Origin of the sequence: Microbispora sp. ATCC PTA-5024 (assembly GCF_000511135.2) — a bacterium.
In the GTDB taxonomy this organism is placed as follows: domain Bacteria; phylum Actinomycetota; class Actinomycetes; order Streptosporangiales; family Streptosporangiaceae; genus Microbispora; species Microbispora corallina.
The window spans coordinates 183,970-202,934 of the sequence record NZ_KI866526.1 but is presented as its reverse complement, the minus strand read 5'-3'; the positions used below and the strand labels follow the sequence as shown (position 1 = coordinate 202,934).

The window sequence follows — 18,965 nt, the reverse complement described above, 5'->3', positions numbered from 1 at the left end:
CGTACATGGCGGATCTCATTTCGGCGCTCGAAGGCTCGGCAGGGTGCGTCGTCGAGAGCGGATCCGCGAGGGCGGACCCGGCTGGCGTGCACGGCTCCGGGATCGGACGCGGGTCACGCGTCGTCGGCCGTTGGAGCCGGTGGCCGGAGGCGGCAGCGCCGCACACCGCGGCGGGCCGGCCTACCTGATCAGGCCCCGCCGCGGCAGGTGAGGAGTACGGACACCTGGCGCTTCATTACCGTTCACACTACCCCAGAATCTCGTAGGACGACCTAGTATCTCGCTATTCGAGACAGGGCAGGTGCGGACGCGTACCGATCCGGTCTTGGGAGTCTCCAGCCCCGGACATGACTCGGCCGGCCCCCGTCGAGGACGGGGGCCGGCCGTGTTCGTGTTGTCCGGCGCGGGCGCCGGGGGCGTCAGTCCGCCAGGTCGACCGTGCGGCCGCTGTCGGCGCCGATCTCGCCCGCGATCTGCTCCACGACGTCGGACGGGATGGCCGAGTCGACGGTCAGGGCGATCAGCGCCTTGCCGCCCTTGACGTCCCGGGAGACCTGCATCGAGGCGATGTTGACGCCGTGCTCGCCGAGCAGGCGGCCGACGATGCCGACGATGCCGGGGCGGTCGGTGTAGGTGAAGAACGCCAGGTGCTCGGTGGGCTCGATCTCCATGGCGTAGCCGTTCACCTCGACGATCTTGGTGATCTGCCGGGGGCCGGAGAGCGTGCCGGAGACCGACACCGTGCGGCCGTCGGCCAGGACGCCGCGCACGCTGATCACGTTGCGCCAGTCGGGGCTCTCCGAGCTGGTCACGAGCTCCACGACGGTGCCGCGGTCGCGGGCGAGCAGCGGCGCGTTGACGTAGGTCACCGCGTCCTCGACGACGTCGGTGAACACGCCCTTGAGCGCGGCCAGCTCCAGCACCCGCACGTCATGGGAGGCGATCTCGCCCCGGACGTCCACGTCGAGCCGGGTGGCCACCTCGCCGGCGAGGGCGGTGAAGATGCGGCCGAGCTTCTCGGTCAGCGGCAGGCCCGGCTTGACGTCCTCGGCCACCGCGCCGCCCTGGACGTTCACCGCGTCGGGCACGAACTCGCCGGCGAGGGCGAGCTTCACGCTGCGGGCGACCTGGGTGCCGGCCTTCTCCTGGGCCTCGTGGGTGGACGCGCCGAGGTGCGGCGTCACCAGGACCTGGTCGAACTCGAACAGCGGGCTGTCGGTGCACGGCTCCTTGGCGAACACGTCGATGCCTGCGCCGGCCACGCGGCCCTCCTTGAGGGCCGAGTAGAGGGCGTTCTCGTCGATGATCCCGCCGCGGGCGACGTTGATCAGGCGGACGGACGGCTTGACCAGGTGCAGCTCGCGGTCGCCGATCAGGCCGACGGTCTCCTTGGACTTCGGCAGGTGCACGGTGATGAAGTCGGACTGCTGGAGGATCTCCTCCAGCGACACCAGGCGCACGCCCATCTGCGCGGCCCGGGCCGGCTGCAGGTAGGGGTCGTACGCGATGATCTCGACGCCGAACGGCTGGAGCCGCTGGGCGACGAGCTGGCCGATCTTGCCGAGGCCGAGGATGCCGACGACCTTCTCGTCGAGCTCGACGCCGGTGTACTTGGAGCGCTTCCACTCGCCGCCCTTGAGCGCGGAGTGGGCCTGGGCGACGTTGCGGGCGCTGGCGAGGATCAGCGCGACCGTGTGCTCGGCGGCGCTGGTGATGTTGGAGGTCGGGGCGTTCACGACCATGACGCCGGCCTTGGTGGCGGCCTCCACGTCGACGTTGTCGAGGCCGACTCCCGCGCGCGCCACCACCCGCAGCTTCGGCGCGGCCGCGACGGCCTCGGCGTCCACCTGGGTGGCGCTGCGCACGATGAGGGCGTCCACGTCGGCGAGCGCGGGCAGCAGCTGCGAGCGGTCGGAGCCGTCGGTGTGACGGACCTCGAAGTCCGCGCCGAGCACGGCGAGGCCCGCTTCGGAGAGCTCTTCTGCGACAAGTACGACGGGCTTGTTCACTGGTGAGTCCTTCGGAAAGTGCGATGGCACGGACAGCGGTGAGTCTATCGGTGCTTGTGAAAGCCCTCACGAGCGATCCGGCATCCGAGACGGGGCGGGGGGCGGGACCCGTGTCCGTTCCACGGTTCCCGGTGCCGATGTGACGTCAGAGAGTCGTGAGACTCGCTCATATATTCGGCCAGTCGGTCGGTGTACCCGGGTTGGACCGGTCCCATCCACACAGCCGCTTTCTTGGTATTGATCGCACCTAATCTTCACGATTAGCCTGATTCGCCATGGTCCAGTCCCTATCGTTCAGGCTATGAGCATCGGGAACCCCTCCCTAGGCGACGTTCTCGCGCGGCACGGCAGCCCCCAGCAACTGCTGGCGGCCCTCGCGGAGTGGGGCATCCTGGTGGCCGTACGGCCCGACCGCTCGGTGGTGCTCGGCACGACCCAGAGCGGCGAGCGCGTGCTGCTCGGATACACGGGACCGGGGACCTACGCCCGGCACCGCGGCGGCCACTCCCTGTCGGTCTGCGACGCCGACACCATCATCGACATCCAGCGCGTCACCGGCGTGCGGGACATCGTGATCGACGCGGCCGGGCCGGCGGCGGCGGCCGTCCCGATCGACGATCTCAAGCGCTACCTCCAGGCCACCAGGACCGGACCGGCCCACGCGCTGTCCGCGCTCGGGTCTCCCATGGCGGCCCCCACGGCGTACGCGACGGGTGCGATGGCGACGGTGACCCGCGCCCAGGTGGTGCACGGCGCGCCGCCGCCCCCGGCCCCCGCCGCCCCCGCTCCCGTCCAGCAGCCCGTGCCGGCCGCGAACCAGTGGATCCCCGCGCCGCGCCAGCACCTGTCGGGGGCCATGCAGGTGGTGGACCCCGGCTACCGCAGGACGTCCCACCCGATCCTGCCCGCCCTGCGGGTGGCGATCGGCGAACTGCTGCGCGACTACCCCCTCGTGCACCACGTGTGGATCTCCGAGGCGCGGACGGTCTCCGGGTCGTGGGGGATCATGCTCCACGTCAAGGTGCACACGCTGTCGGCCGAGGACATCGTGCGCGACCTGCACCGGCGGGTGCGGGCCCGGCTGCCGCAGCTCGCCGCGAGCGAGGCGCCGGTGCTCATGGCCCGGGTGACCGACGCGCACACGGAACGGCGCATGATCGAGATCGGCGCCCACGTCGTCTGCGCCGACGTACGCGACTGACCCCTGGCCCCGTCCTGACCGGGGCCAGGCGTGGTCTGTTTGTGATGGTTTGACCTTCCGATCGGGTGCATGCTCGGCTTGAATGTCGCGCATGGTCTCCTCGGCGGCGACGCCCTCCCCCACCAACGTGCCCCTCGGGGTGCGCCTCGGCTACGCCGTCGGCTCGTTCTGCACGGCCAACTTCTCCACGATCCCCGGGCTCCTGCTGCTCTTCTACATGACGAACGTGCTGGCGGTGCCCGCCTTCCTCGCGGGCGTCGTGCTGTTCCTGCCCAAGGCGTGGGACCTGGTCGCCAACCCGCTCGTCGGCCGGTGGTCGGACCGCACGGCCGGCCGCTGGGGCCCGCGGCGCCCGTGGCTGCTGGCCGGGGCCGTCGTGCTGCCGCTGACGTTCGCCCTCATGTTCGCCGGCCTCCCGCTGCGGGGCGGCCCGGCCGCCGTCTACGTGGGCGTCATGTTCCTGCTCGCCGCGACCGGCTACGCCCTCTACGAGGTGCCGTACAAGGCCATGCCGGCCGAGATGACGACCGACTACCACGAGCGCACCTCGCTGCTCCAATGGCGGATGGTGTTCATCGCGATCTCGGTGGCCCTGAGCGGCATCGTGGCACCGATGATCGCGGGCCAGACGCTCGACGGCCACCGTCTGATGGGTGTGGTCTTCGGCGTGATCCTGCTCGTCGCGATGCTCGGGTCGTTCTTCGGCACCGCCCGCGCGCCCTTCACCGGGCAGCAGCGCTCGGAGGGCACCCTGCGCGCCCAGATCGCCGCGGCCCGCACCAGCAGGCCGTTCATGTGGCTGCTCGGGCTCAGTTCGGCGCAGAACCTCGCCGCCGGGATCATGCTGGCGGGCGCGCCCTACTTCGCCGCCTACACGCTGAACGACCCCGACGCCACCAGCACGCTGTTCGCCGCCCTCGTCGGGCCCATGCTGGTCACGATGCCGCTGTGGGTCTGGCTGGCCCGCAGGCTCGACAAGCGCGGCGCGATGGTCCTGGCCGGGTCGCTGTTCACGGGCGGCGCGGTCCTGGTCGTCGCTGCCCCCGCGTTCGGCTCGCTGTGGTCCCACCTGGTCGTGATGATCGTGGGCCTCGGCTACGCCGGGCTCCAGCTTCTCCAGTTCTCGATGCTCGCCGACGTGATCGCGTACGACGGGGCCGTGAGCGGGGAGCGGCGCGGCGGCGTGTTCACCGGGCTGTGGACGGCCGTCGAGAACGCGGTCTCCGCCCTCGGGGCGACGATCTACGGCTGGGTGCTGGCGCTGGGCGGGTTCCTGGCCTCCGACCCCGACAACCCGGTGACCCAGCCCGGCAGCGCCCACGTGGCCGTCGTCGTCGGCCTGTCCGTGGTCCCGGCCCTCATCACGCTCGCCGGCGTCGTGATGACGCTGAAGTACGACCTCACCGCGGGCCGGGTGGCCGCCGCCGTGCGCGCTCCCTCCGCCGCCCCCGGCCCCGTCGAGGCCTGACACCCGGGGATCACCCCGACATCCCCCGCTGACCTGGGCGTACGGGGGTGATTGGGCATGTTTCTGGTGGGGCAGAAGGTATAAGTGAGCCTTAAGGGATGGTAGATATTTTAGTCAAAGCAGTGATTTTTTCGGACAAGTGGGGTCCGAGCGCACCATAATGACGACTTCCATCCAGCGTCTAACCCCCACTGGAGGAATGATCGTGAACAGAGCGCTCGGAGCGGTCCTGTGCCTCGGGAGCGTCGCGGCTTTCGGCGTGTCCGCCGTGCCCGCTCAGGCCCAGGCCCAGCCCACGGGCTGCCGGGTCGCCTCCGCGAAGCCGAAGGTCGCCGCGGACGGGAAGATCCACGCGGCGGGCTCGCGGGCCGGCTGCTTCGACACCGCCCGATTCCGGGTCCGCATCTGGAAGGCGCAGCCCGGTCCCGATCGCGTCGTGAAGAGCGGGTCGAAGGCCGTCAGGAACGCCCGGATCACCGTGACCCTGCCCTGCGCGCGCGGCGTCTACTACACCGTCGTCACCGACTACCGCGGCCACTCGTCGCGGTCGAAGCCGGTGCGGCTGACGTCCTGCGCGCCCACCCCGACCCCCACGCCGACGGGGACCGCCTCAGGAACCCCGGCTCCCACCCCGACCGCCACCCCGACCTCCGGGGCCACCGTCGGCACGGACATCGAGAACGAGGTCCTGCGCCTGACCAACATCGAGCGGGCCAAGGCCGGCTGCGGCGCGCTGAAGCACGACGCGAAGCTCCACGCCGCGGCCTACGCCCACTCCGCGGACATGTCGGCCAAGAACTACTTCGACCACACGTCCCAGGACGGCCGGACCTTCGCGGACCGGATCAAGGCCTCCGGCTACTCGTTCACGGCCGCCGCCGAGAACATCGCCAAGGGCTACCCGAACGCCCAGGCCGTCGTGGACGGGTGGATGAACAGCCCCGGCCACCGGCAGAACATCCTCAACTGCGCCTACACCGACATCGGTGTCGGCTACGTCGCCGCCGGCGGGCCGTACTGGACGCAGGACTTCGGCAGGCACTGATCGCCGTTCCGGTGAGGCGGGGGCGCCGCCCGCGCGGGGCCCCCGACCCTCCCGGACGTCCGCGAGTTGTGGATTGGGAGGGAATGCACCGGTCTTCTGGACACCTCACGGCGCTCCAGCGGATACTCCAATCATGAGCTCTCCCCCGGTTCGCGCCTCGGACGGGGACCGCGACCGCGCGCTCAGCGAGCTCCGGGACCGTGCCGCCGAAGGCCGGCTGTCCATGGAGACCTTCGTCGGGCGCGTCGACATGGCGCTGCGGGCGCGCAGCCGCAGCGAGCTCGACGAGCTGATCGCGGACCTCCCGCACCGCGGGCGCTGGCGCAGGCGCATCACGGACGCCGTGTCGTCGGTCTCGGACCTCACCCGCCGCGTCGAGTCGGCCTGGCGCCGTCCGCGGATGCCCCGGCTCGCCCTGCCCGCGGACGGACGCACGCGCTACGTGGTCGGACGTGGCTCGGGCTGCGACCTCGTGCTCGCCGACCTCACGGTCTCCCGCGTCCACGCGGAGCTCAGGAGGGACGACGACGCCTGGATGCTGGTCGACCTCGGGTCGATGAACGGCACCCGGCTCAACGGCTGGCGGCTGGTGGGCCCGGCGAAGGTCCGCGCGGGCGACGAGGTGGCCTTCGGCGACTGCGTCTTCCTGGTGTCGGCTCCCGTCGTCTGATCCACGGCCCCAAGCCCAGATACGCATATTTCCGTATTGATGCCCCGGGCGGTCTCTCCGACGATCGCGGAAAGCCACTCACTCGGGAGCCTGCTGTGCGGTTGTCACGACGAACCACGATCACGCTCGCCGCCGTCGTCCTCGTCACCGGGATCGCGGGCTCCGGCGTCCCCGCCGGGGCGCTCGACCCGCCGCCGGGCGTGACCGACCTGACGCACGACCTCGACCGGATCCTCGGCGACTCCCGCCTGGCGCCCGCCCGCGCCGGGGTCGTCGTCCGCGACGCGGACACCGGCGAGGAGCTGTACTCCCTGGACGCGGGCAAGCTGTTCGCCCCGGCGTCCAACACCAAGCTGCTGACCTCGGCCGCCGCGCTGGACACGCTCGGCACCGACTACCGCTTCACCACCCAGGTCCTCGCCACGCCGAAGGCCGGGAAGGCCGTCGTGGGCGACCTCGTCCTCAAGGGCAGCGGCGACCCGACGATGCTGGCGGCCGACTACGACGCGCTCGCGGCCCAGGTGGCCGCCGCCGGGGTCAAGGTCGTCACCGGACGGCTGGTCGCCGACGACACCTGGTTCGACGACGTGCGGCTCGGCACCGACTGGGCCTGGGACGACGAGCCGTACTACTACGCCGGGCAGATATCGGCCCTGACGGCGGCGCCCGACACCGACTACGACGCCGGCTCGGTCATCGTGTCGGTCAGCCCCGGGGACGCCCCCGGCGCGCCGGCGAAGGTCGCCACCACGCCCGAGACCGACTACGTGACGATCGTGAACCGGGCGACCACGGGCGCCGAGACCGACGTCGCCGTCGTCCGGGAGCACGGCGGCAACACCGTGGTCGTCAGCGGGACGGTCGCCGACGAGTACGACGAGTGGGTGGCCGTCTGGGACCCCACGCTCTACGCGGCCTCGCTGTTCCGCCGGGGCCTGGCCGCCCATGGCGTGCGGGTGCTCGGGCCGACCGCGCGAGGGGCGGCGCCGGCCGGCGCCGCGGCGGTGGCGTCACACGAGTCGATGCCGCTCAGCCGCCTGCTGACGCCGTTCCTGAAGCTGAGCAACAACATGCACGCCGAGATCCTCACCAAGGCCATGGGACGGAAGGCCGCGGGCCGGGGCACCTGGGACGCCGGGCTGGCCGTCACGACGGCGTTCGCCCGGGCCAACGGCGTGCAGACGCTGCGGCTGCGCGACGGCTCCGGCCTGTCCCGGGTGGACGCGCTCACCCCGTCGGGCATCACGTCGCTGCTCCGCGCCGTCCGCGGCAAGCCCTGGTTCCGCACCTGGTACGACGCCCTGCCGGTGGCGGGCGTGCCGGACCGGATGGTCGGCGGCACGCTGCGCAGCAGGATGCAGGGCACACCGGCGGCCGGGAACGTCCACGCCAAGACGGGCTCCCTGACCGGCGTGTCGGCGCTGTCGGGGTACGTGACCGCGGCCGACGGCGAGCCGCTGGTCTTCTCCGTCGTGACGAACGGCTTCCTGGCCTCCTCGACCAAGGACATCGAGGACGCGATCGCCATCCGGCTGGCCCGGTTCAGCCGGGCCGCGGCGGTGGACACCGCGGACACGGCGCCGGCCCTCAGGTCCGCGGCGCCCGGCGGCGCCGACCTCGAGTGCTCCTGGCGCAAGCCCGCCGCCTGCTGACCTCTCGGCGGCCGAGCTCCCGGTGACGCGACGCCGGGAACGCGACGCGGCGCCGCCCCCGAGGGGACGGCGCCGCGTTCGCGACAGCCGGGAGGGTGTCAGTCCTGGGCGCCCTTGAGCCAGCTCATCATCGGGCGCAGCTTCGCGCCGGTCTGCTCGATCGGGTGGCCGGCCAGCTCCTCGCGGAAGCGCTTGAAGTTGGTCTGGCCGGAGTCGAACTCCTCGACCAGCTCGCGGGCGAAGCGGCCGTCCTGGACCTCGTCGAGGATGCGGCGCATCTCCTTCTTGGTCTCGGCGTTCACCACGCGCGGGCCGCGGGTGTAGCCGCCGTACTCAGCCGTGTCGGAGACCGACCAGTACATCTTGGACACGCCGCCCTCGTACATCAGGTCGACGATCAGCTTCATCTCGTGGAGGCACTCGAAGTACGCGACCTCGGGCTGGTAGCCCGCCTCGATCAGCGTCTCGAAACCGGCCTTGATCAGCTCGGACACGCCGCCGCAGAGCACGGCCTGCTCGCCGAACAGGTCGGTCTCGGTCTCCTCGGTGAACGTGGTCTTGAGCGCGCCGGCCCGGGTGCCGCCGATGCCCTTGGCGTACGACAGGACGAGCGGCCAGGCGTCGCCCGTGGCGTCGCGCTCGACGGCCACCAGACACGGCACGCCGCGGCCGGCGGCGTACTGGCGGCGGACGAGGTGGCCGGGGCCCTTGGGCGCCACCATGGCGACGTCGACGCCCTCCGGGGCCTCGATGAGGCCGTACCGGATGTTGAGGCCGTGGCCGAAGAACAGCGCGTCGCCCTCGACGAGGTTCGGCGCGACGTGCTCGGCGTACAGGTGCCGCTGGACGTGGTCGGGCGCGAGGATCATGGTGAGGTCGGCCTCTTCGACGGCCTCCGACGGCGTGAGCACGCGCAGCCCGTCGGCCTCGGCCTTCTCCCTGCTCTTCGACCCCTCCGGCAGGCCGACGCGCACGTCCACGCCCGAGTCGCGCAGGCTCAGCGCGTGGGCGTGGCCCTGGCTGCCGTAGCCCAGGACGGCGACGTGGCGGCCCTGGATGATCGACAGGTCGGCGTCGTCGTCGTAGAAGATCTCAGTCACAAGCTTGCCTTTCGGAATTGGTCTGTCGCGACGTGCGTGGCTCGACGCCGTACGGCTAGGCGCTGCGGTCGAGGGCGCGAAGCGAGCGGTCGGTGATGGAACGGGCGCCGCGGCCGATGGCCACCATGCCCGACTGCACGAGCTCCTTGATGCCGTACGGCTCAAGGACCCGGACGAAGGCCTCCAGCTTGTCGGTGGTGCCGGTGACCTCGATCGTCACGGCGTCCGGGGCGACGTCGACGCAGCGCGCCCGGAACAGGTTCACCAGCTCCAGCACGTGGGACCGGCTGTCGGAGTCGGTCCGCACCTTGATCAGCATCAGCTCGCGCTGCACCGACTGCGTGTTGTCGAGCTCCACGATCTTGATGACGTTGACCAGCTTGTTGAGCTGCTTGGTGACCTGCTCCAGCGGGAGCTCCTCCACGTTGACGACGATCGTCATCCGGGAGATGTCGTCGTGCTCCGTCTGCCCGACGGCCAGCGAGTCGATGTTGAACCCGCGGCGGCTGAACAGAGCCGCGACCCGGGCCAGGACGCCGGGCTTGTTCTCCACGAGAACGGACAGCGTGTGCCTGCTCATGCCGACCTCCCCGATGCGCCGGTCCGGTTGCTCCGCTCGTTCATTCTTCGCTCTCCCACTTCGGCGCCATGTCGCGGGCGTACTTGATGTCGTCGTTGCTCGTCCCGGCCGCCACCATCGGCCAGACCATCGCGTCCTGATGCACGACGAAGTCGATCACCACGGGCACGTCGTTGATCTCCATGGCCTTGCGGATGGTGGCGTCGACGTCCTCCGGCCGCTCGCACCGCAGGCCGACACAACCGTACGCGTCGGCGAGCTTCACGAAGTCGGGAATCCGCTTGACCCTGTTCAGGTCGCTGTTGGAGTACCGCTCCTCGTAGAAGAGCGTCTGCCACTGCCTGATCATGCCGAGGTTGCCGTTGTTGATGACCGCCACCTTGATCGGCACGCCCTCGAGGGCGCAGGTGGCCAGCTCCTGGTTGGTCATCTGGAAGCAGCCGTCGCCGTCGACGCACCACACCGTGGCGTCCGGCCGGCCCATCTTGGCGCCCATCGCGGCCGGGACGGCGAAGCCCATCGTCCCCGCGCCGCCAGAGTTGATGAACGTCCCCGGATTCTCGTAGCCGATGAACTGCGCCGCCCACATCTGGTGCTGGCCGACGCCCGCGACGTAGTACGCGTCCGGGCCCACGAGCGCGCTCAGCCGCTCCATGACGTACTGCGGGGCCAGGGAGCCGTCCTCGTACTGGTCGTAGCCCAGCGGGTAGGTCTCCTTGTAGCCGTTGAGGACCCGCCACCAGTCGGCGTAGTCGCCCTTGCGGCCCTCGTTCTGCTCGTTGCGCACCGCGTTGATCAGGTCGCCGATCACCTCGCGGCAGTCGCCCACGATCGGGACGTCCGCATGGCGGTTCTTGGAGATCTCCGCCGGGTCGATGTCGGCGTGGATGACCTTGGCGTTCGGGGCGAAGCTGGACAGCTGACCCGTCACGCGGTCGTCGAACCGGGTGCCGAGCGCGATCAGCAGGTCGGAGCGCTGCAGGGTGCCCACAGCCGAGACGCTGCCGTGCATGCCCGGCATGCCCATGTGCTGCGGGTGGCTGTCGGGGAACGTGCCGCGCGCCATCAGCGTCGTGACGACCGGGATGCCGGTCAGCTCGGCCAGCTCCCGCAGCTCGGCCGACGCCCGGGCCTTGTGCACGCCGCCGCCGACGTACAGGACCGGCCGGCGGGCCTCGGTGATCAGCCGGGCGGCCTCGCGGATCTGCTTGGAGTGCGGCCGGGTCACCGGGCGGTAGCCGGGCAGCTGCATGACCGGCGGCCACGAGAACGTCGTCAGCGACTGCAGGGCGTCCTTGGCGATGTCCACCAGCACCGGGCCCGGACGGCCCGTGGAGGCGATGTGGAACGCCTCGGCGATCGTCCGGGGGATGTCCTCGGCCTTCGTGACAAGGAAGTTGTGCTTGGTGATCGGCATCGTGATGCCGGAGATGTCCGCCTCCTGGAAGGCGTCCGTCCCGATGAGCGGGGTGGCCACCTGCCCGGTGATCGCCACGATCGGCACCGAGTCCATGTAGGCGTCGGCGAGCGGGGTGACCAGGTTGGTCGCCCCCGGCCCGCTGGTGGCCATGCACACTCCGACCTTGCCGGTCGCCTGCGCGTAGCCCTCGGCCGCGTGGCCGGCGCCCTGCTCGTGCCGTACGAGCACGTGCCGGACCTTGACCGAGTCGTAGAGGGGATCGTAGGCGGGGAGGATGGCACCGCCCGGGATCCCGAACACCGTGTCGACCCCGACGTGCTCCAGCGCCCTCACGAGGGCCTGGGCACCTGTCATCTGTTCGGTCATCGGCTCGTTCCTTGTGGCTGAGCTGGCGTGGCTGGAGTGTCTTCCGGCATAAAAAATGCCCCACCCGCCGGAGCGGAGCTGGGGCGCGCGCAGGACCTAGTGCTTCGTCAGGCTGCGCGCCTGCGAAGTACTACGAGGATCCCACCGCTATGCATGGCTACACCATGTCCGATGCACGCCCTCCACGTCAAATCATGTGGGACGCCGATCTCACACTGTGGACGGCGCGAGCCGGGAGGAGGCGGACGCTACGCGGTGTTCTGCAGGGTGGTGCGCATGAGGGAGTCGACGCCGCGGGCGGCCATCGGGCGGGCGACCAGGTAGCCCTGGCCCCGGGTGCAGCCCATCTCGCGCAGCAGTTCCAGCTGCTCGGGCCGTTCGATGCCCTCGGCGACGACGATGAGCCCGAGGTCGTGGCCGAGCCGGACGATCGTTCGGGTGAGCAGGGTCAGCGTCTCGTCCTGCCCGAGCCCCGCGACGAACGACGGGTCGATCTTGATCATGTCGACGGGCAGCTGGCGGAGGAACGCGAGCGAGGCGTAGCCGGTGCCGAAGTCGTCGATGGCCAGCCGCACGCCGAGGGCGCGCAGCTCCGACAACTTGGCGACGGTCTCCTCGGCGTCCTCGACCAGCATCTCCTCGATCACCTCGAGGGTGAGCGCGCTGGCCGGCAGGCCGCTTTCCGCGAGCGCCTCGGAGACGGTCTCGACGAACCGGGGCGCCAGGATCTGCCGGGCGGACAGGTTCAGCGACAGCCCGATGTCCCACGAGGAGGCCCGCCAGGCGGCCACCTCGCGGCAGGCCTCCCGGAGGATCCACTCGCTGAGCGGCACGATGATGCCGGTGTCCTCGGCCGGCCCGAGGAACTGCTCGGGCGGCACGAACGTGCTCCCCCGCCACCAGCGGACCAAGGCCTCCACGGCGGTCACCCGGGAGGTGGCGAGGTCGACGACGGGCTGGTACTCCACGGCGAACTGGTTCTCGTGCAGCGCCCGCTGGAGGTCGGAGGCGATCTCCAGGCGGCGTACGACGTCGGCGTGCATGTGCGTGGCGAAGACCTCGACACGTCGCCCGCCGAGCTCCTTGGCCCGCGACATCGCCACGTCGGCGTTGCGCAGGAGGTCGCCCGCGGGCAGGCCGTCCTCGGCGAAGGCGACGCCGACGCTCGCGGTGAGCGCGATGTCCCGGTCGGCGACCCGGAACGGCTCGTTCGAGACCGCGCGGACGAGCCGCTCGGCCAGGTCGATCGCGGTCTGCGCGTCGGATCCCGCGGAGGTCCCGCCCTCCAGCAGCACGGCGAACTCGTCCCCGCCCCACCGGGCGAGGGTGTCGTCGGCCCGTACGGCCGAGCGGAGGCGGCGGGCGGCCTGCCCGAGCAGGTAGTCGCCGCTGGCATGGCCCACGGAGTCGTTGACGGCGGTGAAGCCGTCGAGGTCGAGGAAGACCGCGGCGGTGCCGCCCGCGCCACGGCGGGTCAGCAGGTCGCGGGCGCGCTCCTCGAAGTACGCCCGGTTGGGCAGGCCGGTGACCCCGTCGTGGAAGGTCAGGTGGGTGACCTGGTTGCGCAGGGCGACCTGGTCGCTCAGGTCGCGCACGGTGACCAGGATCAGGTCGTCGCCCCTGACGTGGCGGGTGGCCACCGACTCGGTCGGCCGCCACGTGCCGTCGGCGGCGCGGACCCGGCAGGAGACCCGGCAGCTGCCGTGCTTGTCGGGCCCGTCCTCCTCCGCGGCCAGGCGGCGCAGCAGCGACTGGATGCCGGGGACGTCCTCGGGGTGCATGTAGTCGAAGACGGGGTGGCAGATCAGCTCGTCGGGGGGGTAGCCGTAGGTGGCCTCGACCCCCGGGCCGATCTCCTGGATGATCCCGTCCAGGTCGCAGACGAGCACGACGTCGCCGGTGTTCTCGGCGAGCTGGCGCAGTTGCTGCTCGCCCACGTCGACCAGGCGGCGCATCCCCGCGGTCTCCACGAGCAGCACGAACAGCCGTCCGAGCAGGACGAGGACCGCCGAGGCCGCCACCAGGGCCAGCGCGGCGTCACGGCCGCCGGCAGCGTGCAGCGCCACGACGACGGTCGCGACGGCCACCATGACGAGCGGCGCGGCGGCCGCGAGCGCCGCGGGCGGCGACCGCCGGGGCCGCGGGTCCCGGCGCACCCAGGGCACGACGGCGAGGACGAGGAAGGCGGCGGGCGCGACGAGGACGGCCGGGAGCGGCGGGGAGTCGCCGTTGATCCGGGCGAGGGCCGTCGCGGTCTCGGCGACCGTGACCGCGGCGAGCACGCCGATCCCGGTGAGGCCGACGAGACGGCCGCCCGACCGGGACGTGGCCACGGCCGGGGTGACGGCGCACGCGGCGAGCAGGCAGACGACCGGCAGCGCCAGCGTGAAGAAGAAGGCGCCCGGCTCCTCCGCCTTGGCGAACGCGGGGCCCAGCACGGTGACCCACGTCACCGAGAGGATGGAGGCCGCGCCCAGGTAGGCGTCGGTGGCCTGTCTCAGCACCCCCCTGCTGTACGCCGGGGGTTTGACCGACAGCCCGCAGCCGATGGCCAGGAGCAGCGACCCCGCCAGCATCACCAGGTCGGCGAAGGTCAGCACGAACGGGGTGCCGTCGGCCACCGGCCGCACCCCGATGCCGACGAGCCACGTGAACGCGCCGGCCGACAGCCACCGCCACGCGGCGGGCTGGCGGCCGTGACCGGGGACGACGCGGGAGGCCGCGGCGTTCAGGGAGGCGGCCGCGAGGAGGCCGGTGACGACCCCGGACACGGCCGCCACGACGGAGGCCGAGGCGCCCGCGAGGAGGGCGGCCGCGATCGCCGCCGCGCCGAGCCCGGCCGCGGCGCTGAGGGAGACCCGGGGGTCCCGCCTGCCGTTCACGTGCGTCGCCTCTGTACGTGTCGTCGGAACCGCCGTGACGGCGGCGCCGGTGCCGATGCCGATCGCCCCGGCCGTCGGCCCGTCAGGAGCGTCCGGTTCGGAGGCGGCCATGCCCGTCGCCTCGGCGACCGGGGACGGAGTCGTGTCGGCGTCGCCGAGTCCGGCGGGGTCTGACATCACTGCCCCTCCCGTCCTCGACTCGGCTTTACTCTCCCTGTCACATGGCAAGTGTGCGCACAGCCGCTGATCGACAGGAGGACAACGACCGAGTCGTCACCGATCTGATAACCAGCCGTGCGATGTGCATCACCGTACGCACCCCAGGTCACGGGGCAGCCACGTTCCGGAATCCTTAACGGAGCGGTCAGTAATGCCCGGTGATCATGTTAGCGAGCGGCTCGCCCGTGAGGTGGCGGATCACCTGCTCCCGCACCAGCTTCACGGTCCGCCGTACGGAGGCGGGCGTGCTGCCCGCCACGTGCGGGGTGATGAACACGCCGGGGGCGGTCCACAACGGGTGATCGGCGGGCAGCGGTTCGACCGGCGTGACGTCGAGGGCGGCCCGCAGGCGGCCCGACTCGAGTTCGGCCAGCAGGGCGGCGGTGTCCACGACCGAGCCGCGGGCGGCGTTCACGAGCAGCGCGCCGTCCTTCATCGCGGCCAGGAACCGGGCGTCGGCCAGGCCCGCGGTGGACACGGTCGCGGGCACCAGCAGCACGACGACGTCGGCGCGCGGCAGCAGGGCGGGCAGTTCGTCCTGGCCGTGCACGCCCGGACGGGCCGTCCGGGCCACCCGGACGATCTCCACCTCGAACCCGGCCAGGCGCCGCTCCACCGCCTCGCCGATCGAGCCGTACCCCACGATGAGCACGGTCGCGTCGGCCAGCACGCCGGTGTGGTGGTAGGTCCACTCGCGGCGCGCCTGGGCGGCGGCGAAGCCGGGGAACTCGCGCAACACGGCGATCATGGCGCCCACCGCCCACTCGGCCGTGCCGGCGTCGTGCACACCCCGGGCGTTGCACAGGACGGCGTGCTCGGGCACGTGCGGCAGGTACGGCTCCACGCCCGCGGTCACGGTCTGGAGCAGGCGCAGCTTGCCCATCCGGCCGAGCAGCCCGGGGATGTCGGGCACCGGCACGAGCGGCGGCACCCAGACCTCGACCTCCTCGGGACGGCCGGGCAGCGGTCCCTTCCCGTCGTACACCGAACAGTCGAGAGCCGGCATGCCTTCCGGCAGGCCGGACAGGGCGTCGGCGATGGCCTGTGAGGCGACCCAGATCTTCACGAGGACAAACCTAGGGAACCTTCCCGGGCAGACGCGAGTATGGAGGGGACGAGGAGGTCGCAATCATGGTCGGTACGGGCCGCGGAGCCCTGCTCCTGGCGGTGGCGGTGGGCGCGGCGGCGCTGACGGGATGCTCGCAGGGCGGCGTCGGCACGGCGCGCACGCCCGCCCCTCTCGACGCGGCGACGGCCACCGGCGCGACGACGCCGGCGGCCGCCGGCACCCCGCAGGCGTCGCCCGCGACGCCGCGGACGCTGGTCACCGATCTCGCCGTGCCCTGGGCGATCGCGTTCCTGCCCGGCGGCGACGCCCTCGTCACCGAGCGGGACTCGGCGCGGCTGCTGCGGGTCTCCGCGGACGGCCGCGTCCAGCGGGTGGCGGTCGTCGACGGCGTCGACCCCAGCGGGGAGGGCGGCCTGCTCGGCGTAGCCGTCTCGCCGGGCTTCGCCACCGATCACCGGGTGTTCCTGTACGTCACCTCCGCCGGCGACAACCGGGTGGTCCGGTACCGGTACGACGGCGGCCTGACCGACCCCGTTCCGATCGTCACCGGCATCCCCAAGGGCACCATCCACAACGGCGGCCGCCTCGCCTTCGGCCCCGACGGCTACCTCTACGCGTCCACCGGGGAGACCGGCGAGCGGGGGCTGGCCCAGGACAAGGGGTCCCTCGGCGGCAAGATCCTCCGGATGACGGCGGACGGCCGGCCCGCCCCCGGGAACCCCTTCGGCACGCTCGTGTGGACCTACGGCCACCGCAACGTCCAGGGGATGGCCTGGGACGGCCACGGGCACATGTACGCCAGCGAGTTCGGCCAGAACACCTACGACGAGATCAACCTGATCGAGAAGGGCCGCAACTACGGGTGGCCCGAGGTCGAGGGGGTCGGCGGGCGGCCGGGCTACACCGACCCCCTGCTCACCTGGTCGACCGACGAGGCGTCGCCCTCCGGCCTCGCCTACGCCGCAGGGTCGCTGTGGGCGGGGGCGCTGCGCGGGGAGCGGTTGTGGCAGATCCCCGTCGACGCGTCCGGCCGGGCCGGCCGCCCCGTCGCCCGGTTCACCGGCCAGTACGGCCGGCTGCGGGCCGTCGCCGCGGCCCCCGACGGCACGCTGTGGGTCTCCACCAGCAACCGCGACGGCCGCGGATCCCCCCGGCGGGGCGACGACCGGATCCTCGTGGTCAAACCCGGGTGAGGACGCTTCGTGACGGCGTGACGGGGGGTGCGGCGGATCAGGAGCAGACGACCTGGGCCTGCGGCCGGTAGACGGTGCGGAACGTCTGGCGGCCGACCACTGTGCCGTCGTGCCGCAAGATCCGCGTCACCTCGGCCGTGAACCCGTCCTGCCGCGGCACGGGCACGCAGCCGTCGCCGCCGCCCCGGACGACCGGCAGGCTCGTCACCGCGCCCTTGATCGGGTCCTGGATCTCCACGTCGTACCGCTTGGTGCTCCACAGCCGGACGGTCAGCGAGCTTCCCGTGGCGGACGCCTGCACCAGCACGCCGTACGGCGAGTCGTTCTTCCAGGAGAAGTCGGGATCGGGGTAGCTGACGGCCGCCTCCGTCCCGGCGGGGAGCTGGGAGGCGTGCACGTCCGGCGGCGTGAAGTCGGACACCTGGAGGCCGGCCCGCAGCACCGCGTTCAGCAGGGCCGTGGCCACCTGCGACATCCCGGGCACGTCGGTTCCGGTGCGCCCGCGGATCGTCGTCGGGCCGAGCCCGCCGAACCCGGCGGTCGCGTCCCGCCTGCCCAGCGCGGCGTTGAACGAGAACGTCTCCCCCGGCTTCACCAGGCGGCCGTCCAGCATCCCGGCCGCGGTCTTGATGTTGGCCGCGCGGGTCACGCAGCAGGGGAAGGAGGTGGTGAACCGGCCCACCTCCTCCTTGACGCCCATGCCGAGCGCGTCCTGGTCGGAGATCTCCGGCTGGCCGTCCACGACCGACACGGCGACCGTGCGGTCCCCGCTCCCGAGCGCCTGGACCAGGTCGGACGCGAGGCGGTCGGCGTCGATCCGCTTGCCGGGGCGGGCGTGGACCAGCTCCGGCGTCCCGTCCGCGATTGTGAAGGTGGCGTCCCGGGCGGCGTCCGCGGGGTCGACCAGCCGCGCCTCGAGCCCGGCGAGGGCTCCCGCGGCGTCGAAGTGGGGCCGCAGCGTCGCGCCGTCGGGCACGAAGGTCAGGTGCCGCGCGATCGTCTCCGGCGGCAGCAGCGCGGTCGCCGATCCGTTCGCGAGCGTGACCGGGCCGGCGACGGCCTCGCGGGCCCAGGCCAGCGCCCGCCGTACCTCCGCGCGGCTCACGTGCGGCTGCTGGCGGAGCGTGGGCACGACCACCGTGACGTCCGGGCTGAGGTAGGCCTTCTGGAGCTCGCTCGCGACGGCGGCCGCGTCGACCCTGCGTCCCGGCCGGGGGAACTGCGGCACCGGGACGACGCCCCTGAACGTGACCCCGCCCTCCTGGCCGGGCTCCTCCAGGTGCCCGGCGACGTCGCGGGCGACCGCCACCGCCAGCTTCGCCCTGTCCACCGACACCACGGGACCGATCTCGTGGGTGCCGGTCAGCGCCGTCCACACCTGGACCGGGCTGGGGAACCGGGTCATCGCCCGGGACACCGTCTGCTCCACGTCGAGCGCGAGACCGGCGTCCTCCGGGTTGACGGTCAGCCGCCGCATGCCCTGCCGGACGATGATGGGCGCCCGCGTCTGGGCGTACAGGCGCTCGCGCAGCGTCTCGGCCGCCTCCTGCTGGCCCTGGCCGCCCAGGTCGACGCCGAGGACGGTGGTGCCGGGCAGGATGCGCCCGGCCATCGAGACGGCGGGCAGGAGGTAGGCGAGCACGAGCAGCCCGAACAGCGCGACCATCGCGAAGCGCAGCGTACGGCCCCGGGACTCCGGCTCGGGGTCGATGAGGATGACCGGCGGCTCCTCCTGGACCTTCCGCTCGACCACCACCCACGGCTCGACGGGCGGGGCGGGCGGGGGCAGGGAGCTCTTGCGTGGGCCGCGAGCCGCCGCGGGTACGGGATGGGTCCGCTCGCCGAAGATGTCCGCCGAGACCCCGCGCGGAAGCGACGCCGACGCCAGGCGCACCGGATGTTTGGGGCCGGGGACCGCTGAGCCGGCTCCGGGGGCGTCGTCGGGCGCCGCCGCGGACGGATCCGTCGGCGGGTCGATGGACGCTCCGGCGTTCCGCACGCCTGGGTCTCCTCCGGCTCATGGGTAACTCCGGTCAGTTAACCCTAAAGCACCCTCTGCTGGATATGTCAGAAAACAACGGTCTTCTTACA

Annotated in this window: 13 protein-coding genes; 6 read left to right on the top strand and 7 right to left on the bottom strand. The window is 72.2% G+C overall.

Annotated features, from left to right (window positions below; all coding sequences use genetic code 11):
* Window positions 1–419: 419 nt before the first annotated feature.
* Complete coding sequence (serA, locus tag MPTA5024_RS31595; protein ID WP_036331283.1) at window positions 420–2,009, bottom strand: phosphoglycerate dehydrogenase; 1,590 nt, start codon at window positions 2,007–2,009, stop codon at window positions 420–422.
* A gap of 301 nt (window positions 2,010–2,310) precedes the next feature.
* Between serA and MPTA5024_RS31590 the strand changes: the two genes are divergently transcribed.
* From MPTA5024_RS31590 to dacB, 5 genes are all read left to right on the top strand, one after another.
* Window positions 2,311–3,210 carry a hypothetical protein gene (locus MPTA5024_RS31590; protein ID WP_036331282.1) on the top strand — a complete coding sequence of 300 codons (900 nt, stop codon included), beginning with the start codon at window positions 2,311–2,313 and terminating at the stop codon, window positions 3,208–3,210.
* An 82-nt stretch (window positions 3,211–3,292) separates the two neighbouring features.
* On the top strand, window positions 3,293–4,678 hold the full coding sequence (locus MPTA5024_RS31585; RefSeq protein ID WP_051458912.1) for an MFS transporter: 1,386 nt from the start codon (window positions 3,293–3,295) through the stop codon (window positions 4,676–4,678).
* Between the two features lie 205 nt (window positions 4,679–4,883).
* The gene (locus MPTA5024_RS40250) at window positions 4,884–5,723 is read left to right on the top strand and encodes a CAP domain-containing protein (protein WP_232326726.1); all 840 of its coding nucleotides are present in this window, start codon (window positions 4,884–4,886) and stop codon (window positions 5,721–5,723) included.
* A gap of 133 nt (window positions 5,724–5,856) precedes the next feature.
* Window positions 5,857–6,393: a DUF1707 and FHA domain-containing protein gene (locus tag MPTA5024_RS31575; RefSeq protein WP_036331281.1), complete on the top strand. Its 537-nt coding sequence runs from the start codon at window positions 5,857–5,859 to the stop codon at window positions 6,391–6,393.
* 95 nt (window positions 6,394–6,488) lie between these two features.
* Window positions 6,489–8,045, top strand: coding sequence for a D-alanyl-D-alanine carboxypeptidase/D-alanyl-D-alanine endopeptidase (gene dacB, locus MPTA5024_RS31570; protein ID WP_051458911.1), 1,557 nt, complete (start codon window positions 6,489–6,491; stop codon window positions 8,043–8,045).
* A 98-nt stretch (window positions 8,046–8,143) separates the two neighbouring features.
* Here the strand turns inward: dacB and ilvC are convergent, their stop codons facing one another.
* From ilvC to MPTA5024_RS31545, 5 genes are all read right to left on the bottom strand, one after another.
* Window positions 8,144–9,136 carry a ketol-acid reductoisomerase gene (gene ilvC / locus MPTA5024_RS31565; RefSeq protein ID WP_036332013.1) on the bottom strand — a complete coding sequence of 331 codons (993 nt, stop codon included), beginning with the start codon at window positions 9,134–9,136 and terminating at the stop codon, window positions 8,144–8,146.
* 64 nt (window positions 9,137–9,200) lie between these two features.
* On the bottom strand, window positions 9,201–9,725 hold the full coding sequence (gene ilvN, locus MPTA5024_RS31560; RefSeq protein WP_036331280.1) for an acetolactate synthase small subunit: 525 nt from the start codon (window positions 9,723–9,725) through the stop codon (window positions 9,201–9,203).
* A gap of 40 nt (window positions 9,726–9,765) precedes the next feature.
* Complete coding sequence (locus MPTA5024_RS31555; RefSeq protein ID WP_269750658.1) at window positions 9,766–11,568, bottom strand: acetolactate synthase large subunit; 1,803 nt, start codon at window positions 11,566–11,568, stop codon at window positions 9,766–9,768.
* Window positions 11,569–11,759: 191 nt separating this feature from the next.
* A complete protein-coding gene (locus MPTA5024_RS31550) occupies window positions 11,760–14,570 on the bottom strand; it encodes a putative bifunctional diguanylate cyclase/phosphodiesterase (RefSeq protein ID WP_232326725.1) in 2,811 nt (936 codons plus the stop codon).
* A gap of 187 nt (window positions 14,571–14,757) precedes the next feature.
* A complete protein-coding gene (locus MPTA5024_RS31545) occupies window positions 14,758–15,678 on the bottom strand; it encodes a 2-hydroxyacid dehydrogenase (protein ID WP_036331278.1) in 921 nt (306 codons plus the stop codon).
* A 65-nt stretch (window positions 15,679–15,743) separates the two neighbouring features.
* Here MPTA5024_RS31545 and MPTA5024_RS31540 point away from each other — a divergent pair, with 65 nt between their 5' ends.
* Window positions 15,744–16,874, top strand: a complete 1,131-nt coding sequence (locus MPTA5024_RS31540) for a PQQ-dependent sugar dehydrogenase (protein ID WP_036331277.1) — start codon at window positions 15,744–15,746, stop codon at window positions 16,872–16,874.
* Window positions 16,875–16,911: 37 nt separating this feature from the next.
* Here the strand turns inward: MPTA5024_RS31540 and MPTA5024_RS31535 are convergent, their stop codons facing one another.
* Window positions 16,912–18,873, bottom strand: coding sequence for a VanW family protein (locus MPTA5024_RS31535; RefSeq protein ID WP_036331276.1), 1,962 nt, complete (start codon window positions 18,871–18,873; stop codon window positions 16,912–16,914).
* Between the last annotated feature and the right edge of the window lie 92 nt (window positions 18,874–18,965).